Below are 20,698 nucleotides of genomic sequence, written 5' to 3'. Positions count from 1 at the left end.
CAAGGTACCCCGTCGGCGTGAGCGCGCCCCGAACAAAGAACATCGAACAGGAACCAAGGCTTCATGTCGCCCCCCCCACCGTAAGACGCCAGTTGCCGATCAGGTTGAACGGCGCCCAGAAGAAGGGATGGGACATCTTGGGGTCCTTCAACACGGCAAGCTGCCCCGCCTGCATCGCCTTCTGTATGTCGCGGCCCTTGGCAAGCTCGCCGTAGAGCGTGCTCATGAGCACGGCCGTGGCGTCGTCGGACACCGGCCACAAAGACGCGATCAGGCTCGAGCTGCCGGCCGAGAGGAACGAGCGCGTGAAGCCCAGCACCTCGTCGCCCTGCGCGATGCGCCCCAGCCCCGACTCGCAGGCCGACAGCGTGACCAGCGCGGTGCTGTCCATCGGCATGCCGAGGATCTCGTGCGCCTCCAGGAAGTTCTGCTTGCCGCCCTCGTTGGCCAGCAGGATGCGCGAATACAGCGGATCGACCGCGTCCGCCTCCGCATGCGCGGCCACGTGCATCAGCGGCGAGCGCGCGGCCACCTCGCGGAACTGCGTCTTGGTGGCGGCGGCGCCCATGTACAGCGTATTGCGCGGGAACAGCTGAGCGAGCTGCTTCACCTCGGTCTCGGCGCCGGGCAGGTCGTACTTGTCCTCGATGCGCGGATTGCCGAAGGCGGTGAGCGATGCGTTCACGCGCGGCGTGCGCTGCGCGAGCTGCACCGCGATGCTGATCGACGGCGCCACCGCCACCGGGTGCGTCTCGATGACGTAGCGGCCGTCCAGCCGCAGCGCCTGGAACGGCAGGTAGTGCAGCGGCCCGTGCGGCACCACGATCAGCCGCTGCCCCGGCGCCAGGCCCAGCGGCCCGAGCAGCGCGGCGCCGAGCTTGTCGGCGTTGGTGATGGCGGTGCGGCGGCCGCGCACGATGGAGTTGCGGAAGGTCTCGACCAGCTCGTTCAGCTCGTCGCGCTTCACGGCCACGGTCTTCTCGGTAATGCTGTTCGCGCTCACCACCCACACCACCAGCCGGTCGGGCAGCGAGTGGAACTGCACCACGCGCTCGTCGGGCGCCAGCGTGGCCTGCAGCGCGGGCAGGTCGATGGTGCTGGCGGCCTGCTCGTTGATCTTCGCGCGGCCGCGCACGGCATCGAGCAGCGCGCGCGAGCGGCTGTGCTCGCTCACCTCGAAGGCCTGGCGCGCGTCCCCTGCGTCGCTGTAGACGGCCACGCCGCGCTCGAACACCGTCTGCAGGTCCGAGAACAGGCCCATCTTGAATTCTTCGCTGCGGAACTTCGCACGCACCTTGTCGACGTCGCCGAGCGCGCGGCCCACGGCCTCGGCGGCGGCCTGTTTCCGGCCCAGCGCCAGTTCGCTGCGGGCCACGCCGTCCCACGCCCAGAGGCGGTAGTACTCGGTGTCGGCGCCGACCTGGCGCGCGGTGAGCGCGCGGTAGGCATCGCGCGCCTCGGCCGGCTTGTTCTCGGCCAGCAGCAGACGGGCGCGCGTGCGGTCGAGTTGCGCGGTGAGCGGCGCGTCCTTCGGCGGCGCCATGGTGCCGAGCACCTCGCGCGCCCGCGCGGCATCGCCCGACTCGATCAGCGCATTGACCAGCGAGGCCTGCACCAGCGGCGCATAGCGCGACGAGCTGTTGGCCAGTGCCTCGTCATAGCTGAGCACCGCGCCGGAGAAATCGCCGCGGCGCGTGCGCACGTCGCCGATCACCTTATGCACCGGGCCGACCACCAGCTTCGGGTCGCGCGCCGGGTGGCGCAGCGCCTCGCGCGCGAACTCCTCGGCCTTCTCGAGCTGGCCCGAGTAGCTGTAGACGATGGCCAGGTCGCGGTTGGCCATGGCCATCAGGTTGGGGTCGTTGGTGGCGTTGGCCAGGTGCAGCGCCTTGCTCGCGGCGCGCACGCTCTGGCGGAACTCGCCGGCCTCGGCCAATGCCACGGCCTGGCTGCAGTACTGGTAACCCGAGAGCTTGACGTTGTCCTGCCCGTAGAGCACCGCGCCGTCGCGGGTCAGCGCGAGCAGGGTGTCGGTGTCGTCGAGGCGGGACTGCTCCATGCGGTCGGCGGCGGCTTCGGCGTTGGTCGGGGCCGGGGCGCGTTGCTGTTGCTGCTGTTGTTGCTGCGCCGATGCCGGGGAACCGAAGCCCGCTGCGAGCACGCCCGCAAGGCCCAGCGCCATCGCAAAGCCCGCACGACGACATGCGGGACGCTCCCATCCCCATCTGGAAAACCAAGCCATTGGACCCCCGCGTCGGGCCCATGCACCCGCTGCAAGCGGGCGGCCGGCGCCTCGGAAGTGGGCGCCGTTCAGGCCTCGGGGCGGAGTCTAGGAGCGGGTCTGTGCCGCGCCTATTCGCAATACGGTCTACGGCTAAAGAAATAACAGACGGCCAAAGCGCCAGTCATGCGCATTTGGTCACGCATCCCGCAAGAGGCATCAAAGGCGTCTCGGCATCGACACATGGATTTCCATAATCCGAGCAACCGAGCCCGCACGTCAATAGCAGGCCGTATCAGGGAGCTCCATGTCAAACCATCGTCGGGCGCTTGCGAGCGCCCGCGCATTCGCATGAAACGGCGCGTCGAAATCACGACCCCGTTGGGCGATGCGCTGAAGTTTCACCGCCTGGTTGGACGCGAAGCGCTCAGCCAGGTCCATGCGCTCGACCTCGATCTGCTGGCCAACAGCAACGCCATCGACGCCCGAGCGTTGCTCGGAAAGGGCGCGACCGTTTCGATGCAAACGGAGACCGGCAGGCGATACCTGGGCGGCATCGTCACCAGCTTCGGCCTTGCGCAAGAAGATGCCCGCCGGTCCTTCTACAAGATGCGGTTGCGCCCCTGGCTGTGGCTTGCAACCCGGCGCTCGGACTTCAGGGTGTTCCAGGAACGGACCGTCCCCGAGATCATCACGGCGGTGCTCGCACGCTACGGCTACCCGATGGAGCAGAAGCTCCGGCACAGCTACAGGGCCTGGAACTACTGCGTTCAATACGGCGAAGACGACTGCTCCTTCATTGCCCGCCTATGCGAACACGAGGGCATCCATTTCCACTTCCGGCACGAAGCCGATCGGCATGTGCTGGTCTTCGCCGACGACATCGCCGGCTCGCACGGCCCCTTGCCCGGCGGCGAGACCGTGCGCTACCACCCGCACGAACAATCCGGCATGACCGGAGGCCCGGAGCCCGGCGAGCGCATCCATGAATGGGAACTCGTCGAGGAAGTGCGCTCGGGCCGGCACTATCGCAGCCACTTCGATTTCGAGCACCCGGGAGCCGATCTGTCCTTCATGCGCCGGGCATCTCCCGGCCATGAACATGACGACCACGAGCTGTACGAGTGGCCCGGCAACCATGTGCGGCATGACGACGGCGAGACCTGTGCGCGCATCCGCAACGAGGAACAACTGAGCGGTCGCAGCCGCGCGAGAGGCCGCTCCAACCTGCGCGAGCTGGCTCCGGGCCACACGATGCGGCTCACCGGGCATCCGAGGGCCGACCAGAACCGGCAATACCTGCTGCTCGGCGTGAGCTACCACCTGCGGGAGAACCTGGAAGCCAGCGAGGGCACGGGCCATGCGGAAGGCTCTTTCCAGCGCTTCGCCTTCGACGCGCTGCCCACGAGCTGCGCATGGCGTCCGCCGCGAACCACGCCCAAGCCGCGCACGGACGGCCCCCAGACCGCGTTGGTGGTCGGGCCGGCAGGCGAGGAGATCTGGACCGACCGCTACGGACGCGTGAAGGTGCGGTTCCACTGGGACCGCCTCGGCCGGCACGACGAACATGCCAGCTGCTGGGTGCGCGTGTCGACATCCTGGGCCGGCGCCGCCTTCGGCGCGGCCGCGCTGCCGCGCATCGGGCAGGAAGTGATCGTCGATTTCCTCAATGGCGATCCGGACTTCCCGATCATCACGGGACGGGTGCACAACGCCGACGAGATGCCTGCATGGCAGTTGCCCGGCCAGGCGCATCTCTCGGGCATCCGCAGCCGCGAACCGGGCGGAGGCCGGAGCAATCATCTGGCGCTCGACGACACCAACGGCAAGGTGCAGGCGCAGCTCAGGAGCGACCACCAGAGTTCGAGCCTGGGCCTGGGGCACATAGCGCGCATCGAAGACACAGCGGGACGCAAGGAAGACCGGGGCCAGGGCTTCGAACTCCGCACGGACGGGCATGGCGCGATACGGGCCAGCGAGGGACTGCTCATCACCACCGAGGCGCGGGGGAACGCACAGGCGCACATCATCGACATGGGCGAGACCGTCGCCCGGCTTGCCGATGGGCAGGCCCTGCACGAGCGCCTTTCCAAGGCCGCCAGGGAGGCCAAGGCGCACGAAGCGGGCGACCAGGACACGGTTGCCATGGAACTGAAGGCTCAACACGACGAGATCAGGGGCAGCGGCGGCGACCCGGCACAAGGCGTGTTCCCCGAACTCCAGGCGCCACATCTGGTCCTTGCCAGCCCCGCGGGCATCCAGACTGCCGCCGAAGGCTCCACGCACATCGTCAGCGACGGGCACAACGCACTCACCAGCGGCGCCCATACCAGCGTCAGCGCGGGCAAGAGTTTTCTCGTATCCGCCAGGAGCGCCGTGCGCATGGTGGCTCTGGACAAAGGCATCCGCATGGCCGCCGCGGCGGCGGATATCGACATCTCGGCGCTCAAGCACTGCATCAACGTGCTGGCCAGGCTGAACATCAAGCTGGAGGCCGACCGGATCGCCATCACGGCCAGGGAAGAAGTGCTCATCAACGGCGGCTCGAGCTTCAGCCGCTGGAACTCGTCGGGAATCGAGCACGGCACCGATGGCCAGCGGCGTGAGCATGCGGCCACGCACAGCCTGGTCGGCCCGAAAAGCCTGCCGGTGCCACCCATGGATGCGCTCTTCCCCAACCTGGATCACGGGCCCTGCAAAGCCGACTACCAGCTCTTCAAGACCGACAACCGCCCCTTCGAGCACTACGCATACGAGATTCACGACCTTCACCGCGAGATGCTGGAAAGCGGCGACACCTCCAAGGCGGGGCAGACCCGGCGGGTCAACAGCGATGTATCGATTGGACTGAAAGGCTACAAGCAGATCACGCGCGAGAGCGAACGGATCACCGAGAGCTGGGAGTCCAGATTGAATGCCAAGGCCCGCGAGGTCGCTTTCCGGAATTTGCAGATATCGCGGGCCGCGCCGGCACAGGGCGGCGCTGAAGAAGCCGGGAGCGCGTAATGCCCATACCAGTCGTTGTCTGGGGCGTACTCGAACTGGTCGCCCTTGCCATCACGATCCATGAACTCGGGGAACTGGCCGAGGAACTGTATGACGGCGTCAAGAAATACGGGACGGACATCGAGAAGGCCAAGGAAGAGGTGCGCAAGGTCATCCAGAGCATCAAGGACGAGATCGCCCGGAAGATCGAAGACCGTGAGGAAGTCGCCATCCTGCTGGCGCTGGCCGCAGCCGATCCGCAGGGGCAGAACACCCGCAAGGCGACGGGACGCGGCGCGGGCGAGACCACCATCAACGCGGCCATCGAGCAGAAGATTCCGTTTCGCGACGCCATCTCGAAGGTGTGCGTGGCGGCCGACCGGATGCCCGTTCTGAGTCTTCGGCGAAAGAAAGGTGTGTCGATCAAGGACCTGCCTCATGCCAAGCGAAAAATCATTGAGGAACTGTTGGCGATGTCGGTCGAGCAACTGACCGATGTGGAGCTTGAGGAGTTCTTCGTCATCAAGCTCAAGCAGCTGGCGGTCAACCTGCTTTTCGAGTTCGTGGATGAGTGTCTGGATTGGGCCAGCCCGCTGAAATGTGAGGAGGCTTTCGGGCCACCGCCGAGCTATGACGATCATCCTGTGGAGGGAGTAACCCGGCTCAAGCGACTGGGCACGATCAATCCTTTCTATCCTTCGCCCTACCAGTACCGCAAAGGCGGCATCTCGGCCGACTTGGTGATTCAGGAGTATCGGCACCAGAAGCCGGACAAGGGCAATATCTTCGCCATCGTGGAGATCAAGTTTCCGGGGGATCGGATTGAGGCGAAGCAGTTGGATGCTTATCAGCGGATGCTTGATCGGGCTGCAAAGGTCAAGACTGAAAGGGCACCAATTCGGTTCCAGAACAAGCCTGTCAGCTCCGGCGGGCGGCTGTCACTGTTCCGATACCCGGAGGACATTGCAGTTCATGGTCACAAGGAGTCCGACAAACCAGCCGAGCATGACAAGAAAGAAGAATCCAAGCCGCAGAAGTCGGAGCACTCCAGTGGCAAGTCGCGGCATAGCAGGAAACGAGGTATTTGATGAGCACAGCGGAATTGTTCCTCGAGCCCGAGGAGATCGAGAAATTCATCCGTGAGAGCAAGATCGCTCCACAGTGGTTTTACGGCTATCCGGGTCGGGCACTGGGCATCTGCCCGTACGTGACCTTCTACATCTATCACCAGCCTCAGGATTACATGTCGGTGGCGAACAAGTTCATCGACATCTGGGAGCGCTTCGGTCGACTCGTCGATGAGCCCATCAAGAAGGTGTTCAAGTCACGCACGCAGGTGTGGCTCGATGCAGGGGATGCTCGGTTTCCGAAAGATCTGCGGGCTGAAGCGGAGCACCATCAAGAGGAGTTTGAGACTTACTATTTGATGGCGACGGACATGGAGTCGCCCGATGCTTCACCGCTATGGTCCTATGCCGCCCGTGTGGATCACGTGCCCCAGCAGTGCTACAGCACGCTCAAACTGATCTTCTGCTACGACTGGTATCAGGACGGCAATGAAACCAGGTGGAGCGACTTCGTGCGCGATTGCATCAGTTCGCTTCGGCCCGAACAGGCGTACATGGGATATGAGGTGGGAAACGGTGGCCTCGGCGTGATGGGGGCCTACGAGGCCGATGTGCTGGAACGCATATGTGCCGACTATTTCTACGGCCTGGACATTGATCATCCGTCGAGCATGGGGTTTCACTATCACGATGCCAGCAACGATGGATACGTGAACCCGTCTCGGCTTGGCGCGGGCCTTCGGCCGCCGACATGGTGCTTCATGCTTTCGCCGGTCTGGCAACGCAAGCTGGGCAAGCCCGAACACCAGATCCGTGTCGAACTGGCTGACCCGCGCATCAAAATCACGGCCGTGCCTTACCCGAGGAACGCACTCAACCCTGACGGCGCGAACGGTCTCTGGATCGAGCTGGGCGACCTCGATCTCTACCCGGTGGAAGACGGCGTGCCCGACGTGCTGGTCAAGGCCAATCGCCTGATCCGCCCGATCCGTTGCGACGACCTGAACCTCAACACCCTGGACGCCTGGGATGGCGATCCCAATCCACGGTTCGGGTATGACACGTCGCTGCGCTGGATGCGCCGCTTCGACGAAGACAGCGACTGGCCCAGCGCCGAGCAGCGCCGCAAGCCATCGCCTGATGAAGGTCGAGACCCCTCGGCCAGGTTGTCTTATGTCCCGGGCGGCGAACCCTGCCCGCAGGCCGGCTGGTGGTTCACCCTGGCGCAATCGGACAGCCGGCGCTACTTCGAGAAAGGCGAGGTCATGCCGATCATCAAGGGCAGCTCGTTCGGCGATACGTACTGGCAACGCCTGAACGATCCAGACAAGCCGGCCTGACGACAGTCACCGCCCGTCACGCAGGCACCGCGTCGATGTTCGCCCGGTCCCAGTGCCGGTGCTTGGCAATCGCCGCAATGAAGTCGTTCGCCACCTGCGTGGCGGCCGTGGTGTCGCCCATGTTGGTGACGGGCGTTGCCGCCACCACCACGCCGGCGGGCGCATCGGCCTGCGGCAGGTCGGCGGCGATGCCGAGTGTCGACAGCAGCCGCACGCCTTCGCCCACGGTGCAGATCGCCTTGCAGTGCTTGTAGGCCTCGAGCACGAAGTGCACCGCGTCGCCGATGCCGGCCATGGCCGCGGCGCTTTCGCTGCCCGCGGGCACCAGCACCGCGTCGAACATGACCGACGGGGTGTTGGCGAAGGTCATGTCGACATCGATCTGCCGCTTCGACGCGCTGGCCACGGTGCCCAGCCTCGGGCCCACGATCTTGCATTGGGCGCCGGCCTGTTCGAGCGCGTCGCGGATCGGCTTGAGCGAAGCCGAGTCGACGCCGTCGGCCACCAGGATCGCGATCTTGCGCGTGCGGATGGTGCCGTCGCCGGTGTCGGCCATGCTGAGCGCGGGCGACTCGTCGATGGGCAGCGTCATGCGGTGTTCGCGAAAGCCCGCGCGGCCTGCCGCCGCCTTGGCGTCGGGCTCGCCGATGCCCAGCGGCTCGGCCACGCGGCGCGCGAGTTTCTCGTCCACGTGCGCGAGGTTGTCGACCATGCGCTGGCGGATGGCGGGCACTTCGAGCTTCGACAGCTCGAAGCGGAAGGCCGCGATGATGTGTTCCTTCTCGGCCGCGCTCTGGCTGTTGAAGAACAGCCGCGCCTGCGTGAAGTGATCGTCGAAGGAGGCACTGCGGCGGCGCACCTTCGGCGGATCGATCTCTTCGGGGAACGACTGGAAGCCGTGGCTGCCGCCGTCCACGCGAAACTCGGCGCCGCTGCCCAGCGTGTTGGGCTCGTAGGCCACCTGGCCGCGCGCGATGGTCTGGCGGTGCATGCCGTCGCGCTGCATGTTGTGGAACGGGCACACGGCCTTGTTGATCGGCAGCTCGTGGAAGTTGGCGCCGCCCAGCCGCGAGATCTGCGTGTCGGTGTACGAGAACAGGCGCCCTTGCAGCAGCGGGTCGTTGCTGAAGTCGATGCCCGGCACCACGTGGCCCGGGTGGAAGGCCACCTGCTCGGTCTCGGCGAAGAAGTTGTCGGGGTTGCGGTTGAGCACCAGCTTGCCGATCTTCTGCACCGGCACCATCTCTTCGGGAATGAGCTTGGTGGGGTCGAGCAGGTCGAAGCCCAGCGAGTGTTCCTTGTCCTGCGGAATCATCTGCACGCCGAGTTCCCATTCGGGGAAGTCGCCGTTCTCGATGGCCTCCCACAGGTCGCGGCGGTGGAAGTCTGCGTCCTTGCCGGCGATCTTCTGAGCCTCGTCCCACACCAGGCCGTGGATGCCGAGCTTGGGCTTCCAGTGGAACTTGACGAAGTGGCTCTCGCCGCGGCTGTTGATGAAGCGAAAGGTGTGCACGCCGAAGCCTTCCATCATGCGAAGGCTGCGCGGAATGGCGCGGTCGCTCATGGCCCACATCAGCATGTGGGTGCTCTCGGGCATGAGCGAGGCGAAGTCCCAGAAGGTGTCGTGCGCGCTCGCGGCCTGCGGCATCTCGTGGTGCGGCTCGGGCTTGACGGCGTGGATGAGGTCGGGGAACTTCATCGCGTCCTGGATGAAGAACACCGGGATGTTGTTGCCCACGAGGTCGTAGTTGCCTTCGCGGGTGTAGAACTTGACGGCGAAGCCGCGCACGTCGCGCACCGTGTCGGCGGAGCCGCGCGAGCCGGCCACGGTCGAGAAGCGCACGAAAACGGGCGTCTTCTGGTCGGGGTCCTGGAGAAAGTCGGCGCAGGTGAACTGCGACATCGACTTGTAGACCTGGAAGTAGCCATGCGCGGCCGAACCGCGCGCATGCACCGCGCGCTCGGGGATTCGCTCGTGGTCGAAGTGGGTGATCTTCTCGCGCAGGATGAAATCTTCGAGCAGCGTGGGCCCGCGCACGCCCGCCTTCAGCGAGTTGTGGTTGTCGGGAATCTGCAGGCCCTGGTTGGTCGTGAGGGTCGGCGGATGCTCGACGGTGAAGCCTTCGAGCTGCTGCTGCTTGGCGTTGCTGCCGTCGCCCGCCTTGCTGGCGCTCGCGCGGCGGCCGGCCGCGGCCTTGTTCTGTGGCGTCATCGGGGATTTGCTGGAATCTTTCATGGGGAGGGCGCTCAGCCCATTTCGTTGTTGTCCAGGAACATGTCGAGCACGTTCACCAGGGCGATGAGGCAGATGCATCCGGCCACCGCGGCGACGGCCCACACGAGGATCTCGTCTCCCCAGGCACCGGTGAGCGAGTCGAACAGCGTTGAAAACTCCATGATTCCCTCCAAGGAACAAGTACTGGGGCGTAGACAGGGTGCGAACGGAGCACAAGGTTATGTTTGGCGCGCGCCGCGACCCGTAGTGGCGCCCCGCCCTACTCTGTGGGAGAACAAGTGCGCACGCGGTAGGAGCGCGCCGACAGCGCATCGCGGCGGCCTACGCGGGGTCGCGCATCCTGGATGCGTGGCCTTGCAACCCGCGTCGCATAGCATGGGCCGAAGGTGGCACCCATCGTGCTTGCCACCTCTTGGCCCGTGTCACCCCAGGGAAGAAAGAACTCCATGCAGATCAGGATCGGTTTCGACATCGAACTCGGCGTCACCGCCCCCACGGCGTTGATCTACATGCTGCAGGTGCATCCGTCGCGCGCCGGCGACTTGCAGGGCGGCGGCGAGCACCTCACCATCAGCCCGCCGCTGCCGACCGACCACTACGCGGACGCCTTCGGCAACCAGTGCGCGCGGGTGCACGTGCCGATGGGCGTGAGCAGCGTGCGGCTGCGCAACCATGCGACGGTGTACGACACCGGCTGGCCCGACGCCGTCGACTTCGGCGCGGCCGAGCACAGCGCCGCCGACCTGCCGGTGGAGACGCTGCCCTTCGTGCTGCCCAGCCGCTACTGCGAGGTCGACAGCGAGCTGCTGGCCTTCGCATGGGCCAACTTCTCCAGCGTGACGCCGGGCTGGTCGCGCGTGCAGGCCATCTGCGACTTCGTGCACCGGCACCTGCGCTTCGACTACCAGAACGCGCGCGCCACGCGCACCGCGCTGGAGGGTTTTCGCGAGCGCACGGGCGTGTGCCGCGACTTCGCGCACCTGGCGATCACGCTGTGCCGCTGCATGAACATTCCCGCCCGCTACGTGACGGGCTATCTGGGCGACATCGGCATTCCGCCGGTGCGCTATCCCATGGACTTCAGCGCCTGGTTCGAGGTGTACCTGGGCAACCGCTGGCACACCTTCGATGCGCGGCACAACACGCCGCGCATCGGGCGCGTGGTGATCGCGCGCGGACGCGACGCGGCGGACGTGCCGATCACGATGGTGTTCGGTGCGAACACGCTGCAGCGTTTCGATGTGACGACGGAAGAAGTGCTGCAGTAGGCCTTTGTCTTGCTCCTTCCCCCGCTGGGGGAAGGTTGGGATGGGGGCAGGCCTTCTATTGAGCGCCGCGCCGTTTTGAACGCCGTCGTGCCCCCACCCCGGCCCTCCCCCGGAAGGGGAGGGAGAAATACCTTATTTGCTGCTGTAGCCGAGCAGCTTCATCGCCGCGGCCAAGCCCTTGCGGCTGCGCTCCATGGCGGCCCACGGCTTGTTGCCGATTGCGAAGCGCTCGGCCGCGTTGCCGACATTCCACTGGTCGGCCGCCGTCACCACGGGCAGTTCTTCCCACGCGAGCGGCACGGAAACGCCGAGCCCCGGCCGCGAGCGCGCCGACCATGCGCTCACCGTGGTCGCGCCGAAACCGTTGCGCAGGTAGTCGACGAAGACCTTGCCCACGCGGTTGCGCGGACCGCTCTTGGCCACGAAGCGCGATGGAATGGTCTCGGCCAGATGCGCCACCACGGCCTGCGAGAAGCCCTTGACGGCGTCCCAGTCGTACTGGCGCCGCAGCGGCACCACCACGTGCAGCCCCTTGCCGCCGCTGGTCTTCAGGAACGAAGGCAGGCCCAGTTCGTCGAGCAGGGTGCGCACCAGCATGGCCGCCTCCTGGATCCGGGGCCAGGCGACGCCTTCGCCGGGGTCGAGGTCGAAGGTCATGCGGTCGGGCTTGCCGATGGCGCGCGAGGTGGCGTTCCAGGTGTGAAGCTCGATCACGTTCATCTGCGCGGCGCCCAGAAGGCCCGTCCGGGTGTCGATCTGCAGCAGCGGCTCGTGGCCGGGGTCGAGCGCGGGGTCGAGCAGGCGCACGCCGGGGATCTCGCGGTTCTGCACGTGCTTCTGGAAGAACAGCTCGCCGCCCACGCCCTCGGGCGCGCGCACCAGCGACACCGGCCGCCCGCGCAGGTGCGGCAGCATGAGCGTGGCCACGCTGTCGTAGTAGGCCGCGAGCTGGCCCTTGGTGATGCCGCTGTGCTTGTCGATCACGCGGTCGGCATGGGTGATCTTCTGGGCCATGGGCGCGGGTTTTCCTTTCTTCTTCGCTGGCGATGAAGCGTCGGCTTCGATCTCGCCAGCTTCCTTCGGCCGCTCGCGCCGGATGTCGCGCGCGGGCTTGTCGGCGCGCAGGCCCTGGAACACCGCCTGGCGCACCCGGTCTTCGCGCGTCCATTCGCCGAACGAGACCTCGGCCACGAGCGACGGCTTGACCCACTGCGCCTTGACGCCGCGCGGTTGCGGCGAGAACGGGCAGTCGTCGGTCGCCAGCCTGTCGAGCCTGGCCTTGATGTCGGCCAGGCGCTTCGCGTCGAAGCCGGTGCCGACGTTGCCGCAGTAGCGCAGCCGGCCGGTGGCCTCGTCGTGCACGCCCAGCAGCAAGGCACCGAAGCCGGCGCGCGCGCCCTTGGGCGCGGTGTAGCCGCCGATCACGAACTCCTGGCGCTGCTGGTTCTTGAGCTTGATCCAGTCGGGCGAGCGGCGCGGCACATAGGGCGAGCCCTTGCGCTTGCAGACGATGCCCTCGAAGCCGATGCGCGCGGACGACGCGAGCAGGTCGCGCGGCGCGGCATCGAAGGCCTCGCTCAGGCGCAGCGGCGCGGGCGGCTTCTTGCCGAGCAGCTTCGCGAGCCGCGCGCGGCGCTCCTCGACCGGCAGTTCGCGCAGGTCTTCGCCGTCTAGAAAGGGCGCGTCGAACAGCCAGTAGACGATGGCCGAGGTCGCGCCGCGGTCGAAGGCGTTCTGCAGCGCCTGGAAGTCGGGCGCGCCGTTCTCGCCTTCGACGGTGATCTCGCCGTCGAGCCATGCCGCGCCGGTGGACAGTTTCGCGAGCGCCTCGGCGAGCGCGGGCAGCTTCGCGGTCCAGTCGTGCCCGTTGCGGGTGAAGCAGCGGACCTTGCCTTTGTCGATGCGCGCGAGCAGGCGGTAGCCGTCGAACTTGAGCTCGTAGAGCCAGTCGCCGGGCGATGCGGGCGGAGACGCCGCCAGGGTGGCAAGCTGGGGCTGCAGGGTGGCGGGGAGCGCGACCTTCTTCGGTGCCTTTGCTTGTACCTTTGCGGGCGCCTTGGCCGGCATCTTTTTGGCAGGCTGCGCCACATCGTCCACGCCGCGCCCGCTCAGCACGCTCGCGGGCTGCTCTTCGAGTACGTCGTAGTCGTCGAGCGCGCGCGCCTCGGCGTCGCGCTCCTTGATGAGCAGCCAGGGCTCGTGCGACTCATCGCCCTTGCCGTGCATGCGCACCAGCGTCCAGTGGCCGTGCAGCTTCTCGCCGCGCAGTTCGAACTTGAGCTTGCCCGCCGCGAGCGACTTGCGCGCGTCGCCATCGGGCAGCCAGTCGCCCCGGTCCCAGACGATGACGGTGCCCGCGCCGTACTGCTTCGGCGGGATGGTGCCTTCGAAGCCGGCATAGGAAATCGGATGGTCCTCGACATGCACCGCCATGCGCTTGACGGCCGGATCGAGGCACGGCCCCTTCGGCACGGCCCAGCTCTTGAGCGTGCCGTCGAGTTCGAGCCGGAAGTCGTAGTGCAGATGGCTCGCGTGGTGCTTCTGGATCACGAAGGACAGCACGCCCTTGCCCGCCCGGCCGCCGGTCTTGGGCTCGGGCGTGCGCGAGAAGTCGCGCTTGCCGTGGTAGCGCGCGAGTGCCTTGCGCGCCGTCGATGCCGTCGTGCCCATGACCGCCGTGCTCCGTCAGGCTGCCTTGCGGTGGCGCACCGGCGCCTTGCGCGCGGCCTTGGCGGCCGGCTTGCGCTTCTTCGCCGCGGCCTTGGGAGGAGGTGCCTCATCTTCTTCGTCTTCCTCATCGGCGGCCGCGGCCTTGGCCGTCTTGCCGCCCTTGCCACGCAGGCTGCGCTGCAGCAGCTCGGTCAGGTCGATGATCTTGGCGCCGCGGCCCTCGGTGGATTGCGATTCCTCGGGCTCGGGCTGAGTGACGGTCTCGGTCTGGCCGGCTTTCACCTTCTTGTCGACCAGCCGGAGGATCTCGTCCTTGAACTCGTCCTTGAATTCGTCGGGGTCCCAGTCGGTGCTCATGTCGTCGACCAGTTCCTTGGCCATCTTGAGTTCGCGCTCGCTCAGGCCGGCCTTCTTCGCGTCTTCGGAGGGCAGCGGCAGGTCGGTCCAGGGGCGGATGTCGGCGCCCCAGCGCAGCAGGTTGAGCACCAGGCCGGGGCCCGCGGGCACCAGCACTGCAAGATGCTGCTTGGTCTGGATGACGACGCGCGCCACGCCCACGCGCCCGCTGCGTTGCAGGGTCTCGCGCAGCAGCGCGTAAACCTTGGCGCCGCGATTGATGGGGGCCACGTAATAAGGCCGCTCGAGGTAGACGAAGGGAATGCCGTCGGCCGGCACGAAGGTCTCGATCTCGATGGTCTGCGTGGTCTTGGGGTAGGCGGCGGCAATTTCCTTGTCGCTGAGCACGACGTACTCGCCGTCTTCGTACTCGATGCCCTTGACGATCTGCTCGCGCGCTATTTCCTTGCCGGTCTTCTTGTTGATGCGCTTGTAGCCGACCGGGTCCATGGTGCGCTTGTCGAGCCAGTCGAAGTCGATGCCGTGGTCGGTGGTGGCCGAATACAGCGCGACCGGAATGTGGACCAGGCCGAAGCTGATCGCGCCCTTCCACAGGACGCGCGGCGCGGGGGCTTTCTTAGAGACTGGCATGGGCACACTCCTTCAGGCTTGGAATGTGCGCCGCCCGCCCGTGCGGGCGATGTAGGAGCGCGGCCCCAGCCGCCGTCAGGCCACGGCGCCGGCCACCGGGCCCAGTTGGCGCTCGCTGGGCCGCGCGAAGTAGAACCATTCGGCGCCCGGCAGCGCCAGCGCGTTGGGGAACACGATGAAGCCGTCTTCGGGTGCGCTCAGCAGGGTGCCGTCGTGCCGCATGCCGATGGGTTCGCCGCGCGCCACTTCGTCGAAGGTGGCCCAGTCGCGCACGAAGCTGTCGTCCTCGTGCAGGCGGTCGGTCACGCTGGCCAGCCGCAGCAGCCGGGGTGGCTGCGCCGGGCCGGCGGACAGCCCCGGCGGCAGCGCGGCCATGCCCAGCAGCGCGAGCGTGCGGCGAATGGCGCGCCAAGCCACCTCGGGCGCCTGCGGGTCCAGGTGCTGGCCGCATTCGAGCGTGACGCCGTAGCCGCCGCGGCTGCGGATGTATTCGTTGGTGCCCCGGCCGAAATCGATGGCGGCTTCGTCGGCCGGCGTGCCGCCCGCGCGCTGCGCGAGGCCCGCGGCGTAGATGTCGAGCCAGCCTTCCACCACGATGGGCGTGCCGATGTGCAGCGCGAGCTGGCCTTCCTCGAAGGAGCGGGCAAAGGGCTCCAGCGTGCCGGTGTTGTCGCGCGGGCCGATCATGGCGAAGGCCTCGCCCTCGCTCTGGAAGGAATGCAGGTCGAGCAACACCTCGTGGCGCGCGATCAGCGGAGCCAGCGCATTGGTCACGCGGGCTTCGTAGTCGGCGGGCGCTTCGGTGGGCCGGAACAGGCGATTCAGGTTGCGCTCGCCCTCGCGCTGCAGGCGCCGGCGCGCGAGCGGGTTGGCGACCGGCACCAGGGTCAGTTCGCCGCGCTGCAGGCGCAGCGTGCCGGCCTCCAGCTCGGCCAGGATGCGCTCGATGCCCAGCGTGCCGGAGATTTCGTCGCCATGCACACCGCCCAGCACGAGCAGGCGGGGACCGGGATTCAGCGAGGCGAAGGCATGGATGCGCAGGCTGTCGGTGGCTGCGCCGTCGAATGGATCGGAGGACATCCGGGGATTATTGCGGAGCCCTTTCCCTGCGCGCAAAGGCGCTACTCATTTCATAGCAGGATGCGGGCCATGGCCGCCTACAGGGGCTGCCTTGCCTGTCCTACCAGGCCGGACACGGGCGCGGCCCAGGCTCGGACTTCATCCAAGCGAAGGAGCTCACATGAACAAGAGCAGCAAGGCCGCGCCGCAGAAGCAGGACGCGGAAGGCGGCAAGACCAAGGTGGCGCAGGACGGTGAAAAAGCGCCGCGCCTGCCGCACGAGCACGATCAGTCCTCGGACAGCCAGCAGACCCGGGACGGCCATCCGCCCGAAGTGGGCCGCCAGGCCCATGAAGACGTGGAGCGCGGCCTGGTCGATACCGACCGCGGGCTGGAAGCCAACCGCGTCTACAAGAGCGGGAAGATCAGCCGCTGACCACGCCGGCCAGCTGCTTGCGCATGTCGCCGATGACGGCGCCGTAGTCCTTGGCATTGAAGATCGCGCTGCCCGCCACGAAGGTGTCGGCGCCGGCGGAGGCCACGCGCGCAATGTTGTCGACCTTGATGCCGCCGTCCACTTCGAGGCGAATGTCGCGGCCGCTCTGCTCGATGCGCTTGCGCGCCATCTCGATCTTGCGCAGGGCCGAGTCGATGAAGCTCTGGCCGCCGAAGCCGGGGTTCACGCTCATGATCAGGATCAGGTCGATGTCGTCGATGGCCCAGTCCAGCGCCTCCAGGCCCAGGCCCGGGTTGAACACCAGCCCGGCCTTGCAGCCGGCGGCCTTGATGGCCTGGATGCTGCGGTGCACGTGGGGCGAGGCGTCGGGGTGGAAGCTGATGTAGTCGGCGCCCGCCTGCGCGAAGGAGGCGGCCAGCGCGTCGACCGGCTGGATCATCAGGTGCACGTCGATCGGCACCGGGGTGCCGTCGGCGGTCTTGGCATAGGGCTTGAGCGCCTGGCAGATCATCGGGCCGAAGGTCAGGTTCGGCACGTAATGGTTGTCCATCACGTCGAAGTGGATCCAGTCGGCGCCGGCCGCGATCACGTCGGTCAGTTCTTTGCCGAGGTGCGCGAAGTCGGCGGACAGGATGGATGGCGCGATGCGGAACGGGGTGCTCATAACCCTGGATTCTCGCAGCCGGCGGAAGTCCGACCAAAGGCCTCCGTTACCATGCGCCCCATGTCACACAGCCCCTTCAGCGTACAGGTCGAACCGCGCTTCCTGGCCGACCAGTCGTCCGCCAAGGACAACATCTACACCTTTTCCTACACGGTGACGGTCACGAACACGGGTTCGGTGGCCGCCCAGCTGATCGCGCGCCACTGGCTGATCAACGACGCCTCGGGCCATGCCCAGGAAGTCAAGGGCCTGGGCGTGATCGGCCAGCAGCCGCTGCTGGCGCCCGGCGAATCCTTCCGTTACACGAGCGGCTGCCGCCTGCAGGCGCCCAGCGGCACGATGCACGGCAGTTTTTTCGTGGTGAGCGAGGAAGGCGAGCGCTTCGACGTTCCGATTCCCATGTTCGTGCTCGAAGCCGACATCGGCGGCGCCCCTGTCTCCCGCGTACTGCACTGAGCACGGCGCACCCTCTTCCCCTTTTCTCCCCCGCCCCCCGACATGGCTGCCGCATCGCGCGACTTGCAGGGGCTGCTTGCCGGCCTCGACCCGACGGCCGATGTGGCGCAGCGCCACATCTGGCTCATCAATATCTTCGACTGGCTGCGCGGCGACCGCGCCTCGCCCCAGGCGGCCATGGGCCGCGTGCAGCTGCTGCTGGACGCCATCGAGGCGCGGCCGGAGCTGCGCGAGCGCCTGCGCGCCTGGTGGCGCGCCTTCACGCAGTCGGTCGACCTGACCACGCTGCTGGCCGACTACGGCTTCGCGCCGCGCACCGCCTTCGCCAGCGAGCTGAGCGAGCGGCTGCGCCGCAAGATCCTGCCGGGCACGCCCGAGACTACCGACGCGTCGGACCTGTTCCGCATGGTGCTGCCCGGCGTGTTCGACGCCGGCTGGATCGCGCTGCTCGACGAGACGCAGCTCGCGCGCATCGGCGCGCTGCTGGCCGACGCCGCCATCGACGAGGACGGCGCCCCGCGCTGGCGCCACACGGTGATGGACGCCGTGACCTACTGCGCCAGCCAGGTGGTGGCCACCGGCTTTTCGCCCGAGCTGCGGCTGCGCATGAGCCCCGAGCTCGGCGCGGGGCGCCCGTTCCACGCGCTGATGGCCGACCTGGACGGCCTGCGCGAGCAGATGTTCGCGCAGCCGCGCGACGACCAGGCGCTGCAGGCCGCCTTCGTGGTGTTTCGCGACCGGCTCGACGCCTGCCGCGCCGTGACTTCGTCGGTCTACACGCACCTGGAGGACAACGGCATCTCGGTGGGTCTGGTGTTCCGGCTGCGCCAGTTGCGCGAGCGCGTGCTGCGCATCCGCGAACTGCTCGACTGCCTGATGTCGCCCAGCGCCGGGCCCAGCGTGGCTCGGCTGGTCGGCCGGCTGGTGCTGGCGGGCGGCGAGCGCAACAGCATCCGCGCGCTGATCGCCTCCAATTCGTCGATGCTGGCCGCCAAGGTGACCGAGCGCAGCGCCGAGACCGGCGAGCACTACATCACCCGCGACCGCGCCAGCTATGCGCGGATGGTGAAGAAGGCCGCCGGCGGCGGCGCGCTCACCTCCATCACGGTGCTGCTGAAGTTCGGCATCTACGCGCTGGGCCTGTCGGCCTTCTGGAGCGGGCTGGCAGCGGGCCTCATGTACGCGGCGAGCTTCGTCGCCATCCAGCTGCTGCACCTGACGCTGGCCACCAAGCAGCCCGCCATGACGGCGCCGGCGCTGGCGGCGCGGCTGCGCGACATCAAGTCGGACGGGGCGGTGGACGGCTTCGTCGACGAGGTGGCCAACCTGGTGCGCTCGCAGGTGGCGGCGGTGCTGGGCAACGTGCTGGTGGTGGTGCCGGCGATGGCGGCGGTGGCGCTGCTGATCCAGCTGGCGCTGGGCCGGCCGCTGCTCGACGCGGCGCATGCCTCGGCCACGCTGAATTCGCTGTCGCTGGCCGGGCCGACCGCGCTTTATGCGGCATTCACCGGCATCCTGCTGTTTTCGGCCAGCATCATCGCCGGATGGACAGAAAACGCCTTTGTCCTGCACAGACTGGACTCCGCCATGCGTTACAACCCTCGCATCGGCGCTTTTCTGGGTGCCGCACGGGCTCGCCGCTGGGCCGACTTCATGCGCACACACATCTCGGGCTTCGCCTCCAACATCTCGCTCGGCCTCATGCTCGGCCTCCTGCCCGCGTTCGCGGGTTTCTTCGGGCTCGGGCTGGATGTGCGCCACGTGACACTGTCGGCCGGGCAAATCGCCGCGGCCGCGGCGTCCACGGGCCTGGCGGTGCTGCAGCAGCCCGCGCTGTGGTGGGCGGTGGCGGCCATCCCGGTGATCGGCGCGCTCAATGTGAGCGTGAGTTTCTATTTCGCTTTCCGGCTGGCGCTGCGCGCGCACAGCGTGAGCCTCAGTGACCGCGCGCGCATCCGCAGCGCGATCTGGGCACGCTGGCGCAGCCGGCCGGTGAGCTTCTTCCTACCTGCATGAACCTGACGAGCTTCCTCAACGATCTGCTGGGCTTCTGGTCCGAATGGGTGCGCCCCTCGGCCGGCCTGCCCACCGTGCTGTGGTCGCTGCTGCTGGCGGCGGCCGCAGCCTCCGGCCACCTGGTGCAGCGCTACCTGGGGCTGCCCAAGGTGATCGGCTATTCGCTGGTGGGGGCTGTGGTGGGCTTTGCCGGCTTCGAGGGCGCGATCTGGCCGCTGCGCGGCATCAGCCTCTTTTTGCTGGAGCTGGGCGCGGCCGTGGTGCTGTTCGAGGCGGGCGGGCGGCTGCCGCTGCGCTGGTTCCGCCACAACCCGATGGTGTTGGTGCAGAGCCTGCTCGAAGCCACGCTCACCTACTTCGGCGTGTACTGGATCCTGACGCTGCTGGGCCTGCCCGAGCCGGTGGCCAACCCGATCGCGCTGATGGCCATCGTGGCCTCGCCGGCGGTGCTCAGCCGCGTGATCATCGACACCCGCGCCGCCGGCCCGGTGACCGAGCGCGCCATGACGCTGGCCACGCTCAACACCTTCTACGCACTGGCGCTGGGCTATGCGCAGGCCGGGCTGATCGAACGCGCGCCGCAAACCGTGCTGCAGCAGCTCTATCCGGTGGCCGTGGTGCTGGGCCTGTCGTTCGTGGTGGGCGGCATCATGGCGCTGGCGCTGCGCTCGGCGCTGCGGGTGATGAGCCCGACCAGCGAGAACACCTCGATCTTGCTTCTAGCCATCATCGCGGCGGGCGCCGCGCTCACCGCGCACATCGGCGGCTCTGCGCCGCTGGCCGCGCTGATCGGCGGCGTGCTGCTCAAGACGCTCAATCCCAAGCCCTGGGCCTGGCAACGCCAGCTCGGCACGGCGGCGTCGCTGCTGACCATGCTGATGTTCGTGCTGGTGTCGATCGTGGCCGCGCAGGCCGACTGGACCCTGCCGGTGGCCAGCGTGGTGGTGGCCGTGATCGGCGTGCGCCTGCTGACCAAGATCGCGGGCGTGGCCATTGCCAACCCCGGCAGCGGCGCGAGCTGGAAGCAGGCCTTCTGGGTCGGCTGCGCGATGTCGCCGCTGTCGTCGATCGCGCTGCTCATCGCCTCCAATTTCGCCACCGCCTCGCCCCTGCTGGGCACCATGATCACGCAGGTGGCCCTGCCCTCGATCCTGTTGATGGAAGTGGTGGGCGCGGTGCTCGCCACCGTGGCCATCCACGCGGTCGGAGAAAGTTCGGTGCCCTGGGCGCCCCAGGCCTTCAGCACCACCGAGGACACGCAGCGATGAGCAG

At 67.5% G+C, this 20,698-nt stretch carries 15 protein-coding genes; 8 read left to right on the top strand and 7 right to left on the bottom strand.

Annotated features, from left to right (window positions below; translation table 11 throughout):
* Positions 1-61: 61 nt before the first annotated feature.
* Complete coding sequence (locus tag L3V85_RS05450) at positions 62-2,182, bottom strand: CHAT domain-containing protein (protein ID WP_237678386.1); 2,121 nt, start codon at positions 2,180-2,182, stop codon at positions 62-64.
* Between the two features lie 390 nt (positions 2,183-2,572).
* On the opposite strand from L3V85_RS05450, the gene L3V85_RS05445 reads away from it, so the two are divergent.
* The 3 genes from L3V85_RS05445 to L3V85_RS05435 are packed head-to-tail and all read left to right on the top strand — an operon-like array spanning position 2,573 to position 7,613.
* The gene (locus L3V85_RS05445) at positions 2,573-5,227 is read left to right on the top strand and encodes a type VI secretion system Vgr family protein (protein WP_237678385.1); all 2,655 of its coding nucleotides are present in this window, start codon (positions 2,573-2,575) and stop codon (positions 5,225-5,227) included.
* Positions 5,227-6,294 carry a hypothetical protein gene (locus L3V85_RS05440; RefSeq protein WP_237678384.1) on the top strand — a complete coding sequence of 356 codons (1,068 nt, stop codon included), beginning with the start codon at positions 5,227-5,229 and terminating at the stop codon, positions 6,292-6,294. The genes L3V85_RS05445 and L3V85_RS05440 overlap by 1 nt, the downstream gene beginning before the upstream one ends.
* Positions 6,294-7,613 (top strand): DUF3396 domain-containing protein, encoded by a 1,320-nt coding sequence (locus tag L3V85_RS05435; RefSeq protein WP_237678383.1) that lies wholly within the window; start codon positions 6,294-6,296, stop codon positions 7,611-7,613. Before L3V85_RS05440 ends, L3V85_RS05435 begins: the two co-directional genes overlap by 1 nt.
* A gap of 16 nt (positions 7,614-7,629) precedes the next feature.
* Here L3V85_RS05435 and katE read toward each other — a convergent pair whose 3' ends face one another.
* Positions 7,630-9,825 (bottom strand): catalase HPII, encoded by a 2,196-nt coding sequence (gene katE / locus L3V85_RS05430; protein ID WP_237678382.1) that lies wholly within the window; start codon positions 9,823-9,825, stop codon positions 7,630-7,632.
* Between the two features lie 35 nt (positions 9,826-9,860).
* Positions 9,861-10,010 carry a hypothetical protein gene (locus tag L3V85_RS05425; protein WP_172839840.1) on the bottom strand — a complete coding sequence of 50 codons (150 nt, stop codon included), beginning with the start codon at positions 10,008-10,010 and terminating at the stop codon, positions 9,861-9,863.
* A 285-nt stretch (positions 10,011-10,295) separates the two neighbouring features.
* On the opposite strand from L3V85_RS05425, the gene L3V85_RS05420 reads away from it, so the two are divergent.
* Positions 10,296-11,117 (top strand): transglutaminase-like domain-containing protein, encoded by an 822-nt coding sequence (locus L3V85_RS05420; protein WP_237678381.1) that lies wholly within the window; start codon positions 10,296-10,298, stop codon positions 11,115-11,117.
* Positions 11,118-11,249: 132 nt separating this feature from the next.
* On the opposite strand, the gene ligD is transcribed toward L3V85_RS05420, so the two are convergent.
* The 3 genes from ligD to L3V85_RS05405 form a co-directional block, all read right to left on the bottom strand.
* On the bottom strand, positions 11,250-13,787 hold the full coding sequence (gene ligD / locus L3V85_RS05415) for a DNA ligase D (protein ID WP_237678380.1): 2,538 nt from the start codon (positions 13,785-13,787) through the stop codon (positions 11,250-11,252).
* A 15-nt stretch (positions 13,788-13,802) separates the two neighbouring features.
* Positions 13,803-14,774 (bottom strand): Ku protein, encoded by a 972-nt coding sequence (locus L3V85_RS05410; RefSeq protein WP_237678379.1) that lies wholly within the window; start codon positions 14,772-14,774, stop codon positions 13,803-13,805.
* Between the two features lie 75 nt (positions 14,775-14,849).
* Complete coding sequence (locus L3V85_RS05405) at positions 14,850-15,854, bottom strand: succinylglutamate desuccinylase/aspartoacylase family protein (protein WP_237678378.1); 1,005 nt, start codon at positions 15,852-15,854, stop codon at positions 14,850-14,852.
* A gap of 160 nt (positions 15,855-16,014) precedes the next feature.
* On the opposite strand from L3V85_RS05405, the gene L3V85_RS05400 reads away from it, so the two are divergent.
* Positions 16,015-16,269, top strand: coding sequence for a hypothetical protein (locus tag L3V85_RS05400; RefSeq protein WP_237678377.1), 255 nt, complete (start codon positions 16,015-16,017; stop codon positions 16,267-16,269).
* Here L3V85_RS05400 and rpe read toward each other — a convergent pair.
* Positions 16,259-16,954, bottom strand: a complete 696-nt coding sequence (gene rpe, locus L3V85_RS05395) for a ribulose-phosphate 3-epimerase (RefSeq protein ID WP_237678376.1) — start codon at positions 16,952-16,954, stop codon at positions 16,259-16,261. The two genes, L3V85_RS05400 and rpe, sit on opposite strands and share 11 nt — an antisense overlap.
* A gap of 60 nt (positions 16,955-17,014) precedes the next feature.
* On the opposite strand from rpe, the gene apaG reads away from it, so the two are divergent.
* The 3 genes from apaG to L3V85_RS05380 are packed head-to-tail and all read left to right on the top strand — an operon-like array spanning position 17,015 to position 20,694.
* On the top strand, positions 17,015-17,410 hold the full coding sequence (gene apaG / locus L3V85_RS05390; protein WP_237678375.1) for a Co2+/Mg2+ efflux protein ApaG: 396 nt from the start codon (positions 17,015-17,017) through the stop codon (positions 17,408-17,410).
* A 42-nt stretch (positions 17,411-17,452) separates the two neighbouring features.
* Complete coding sequence (locus L3V85_RS05385; RefSeq protein ID WP_237678374.1) at positions 17,453-19,426, top strand: site-specific recombinase; 1,974 nt, start codon at positions 17,453-17,455, stop codon at positions 19,424-19,426.
* Positions 19,423-20,694: a cation:proton antiporter gene (locus L3V85_RS05380; protein ID WP_237678373.1), complete on the top strand. Its 1,272-nt coding sequence runs from the start codon at positions 19,423-19,425 to the stop codon at positions 20,692-20,694. The genes L3V85_RS05385 and L3V85_RS05380 overlap by 4 nt, the downstream gene beginning before the upstream one ends.
* The last annotated feature ends 4 nt before the right edge of the window (positions 20,695-20,698 follow it).

Source organism: Variovorax paradoxus (assembly GCF_022009635.1).
GTDB lineage: Bacteria > Pseudomonadota > Gammaproteobacteria > Burkholderiales > Burkholderiaceae_C > Variovorax.
Note: the sequence above shows the minus strand (reverse complement) of the source record. Positions and strands in the feature narration are given on the sequence as shown.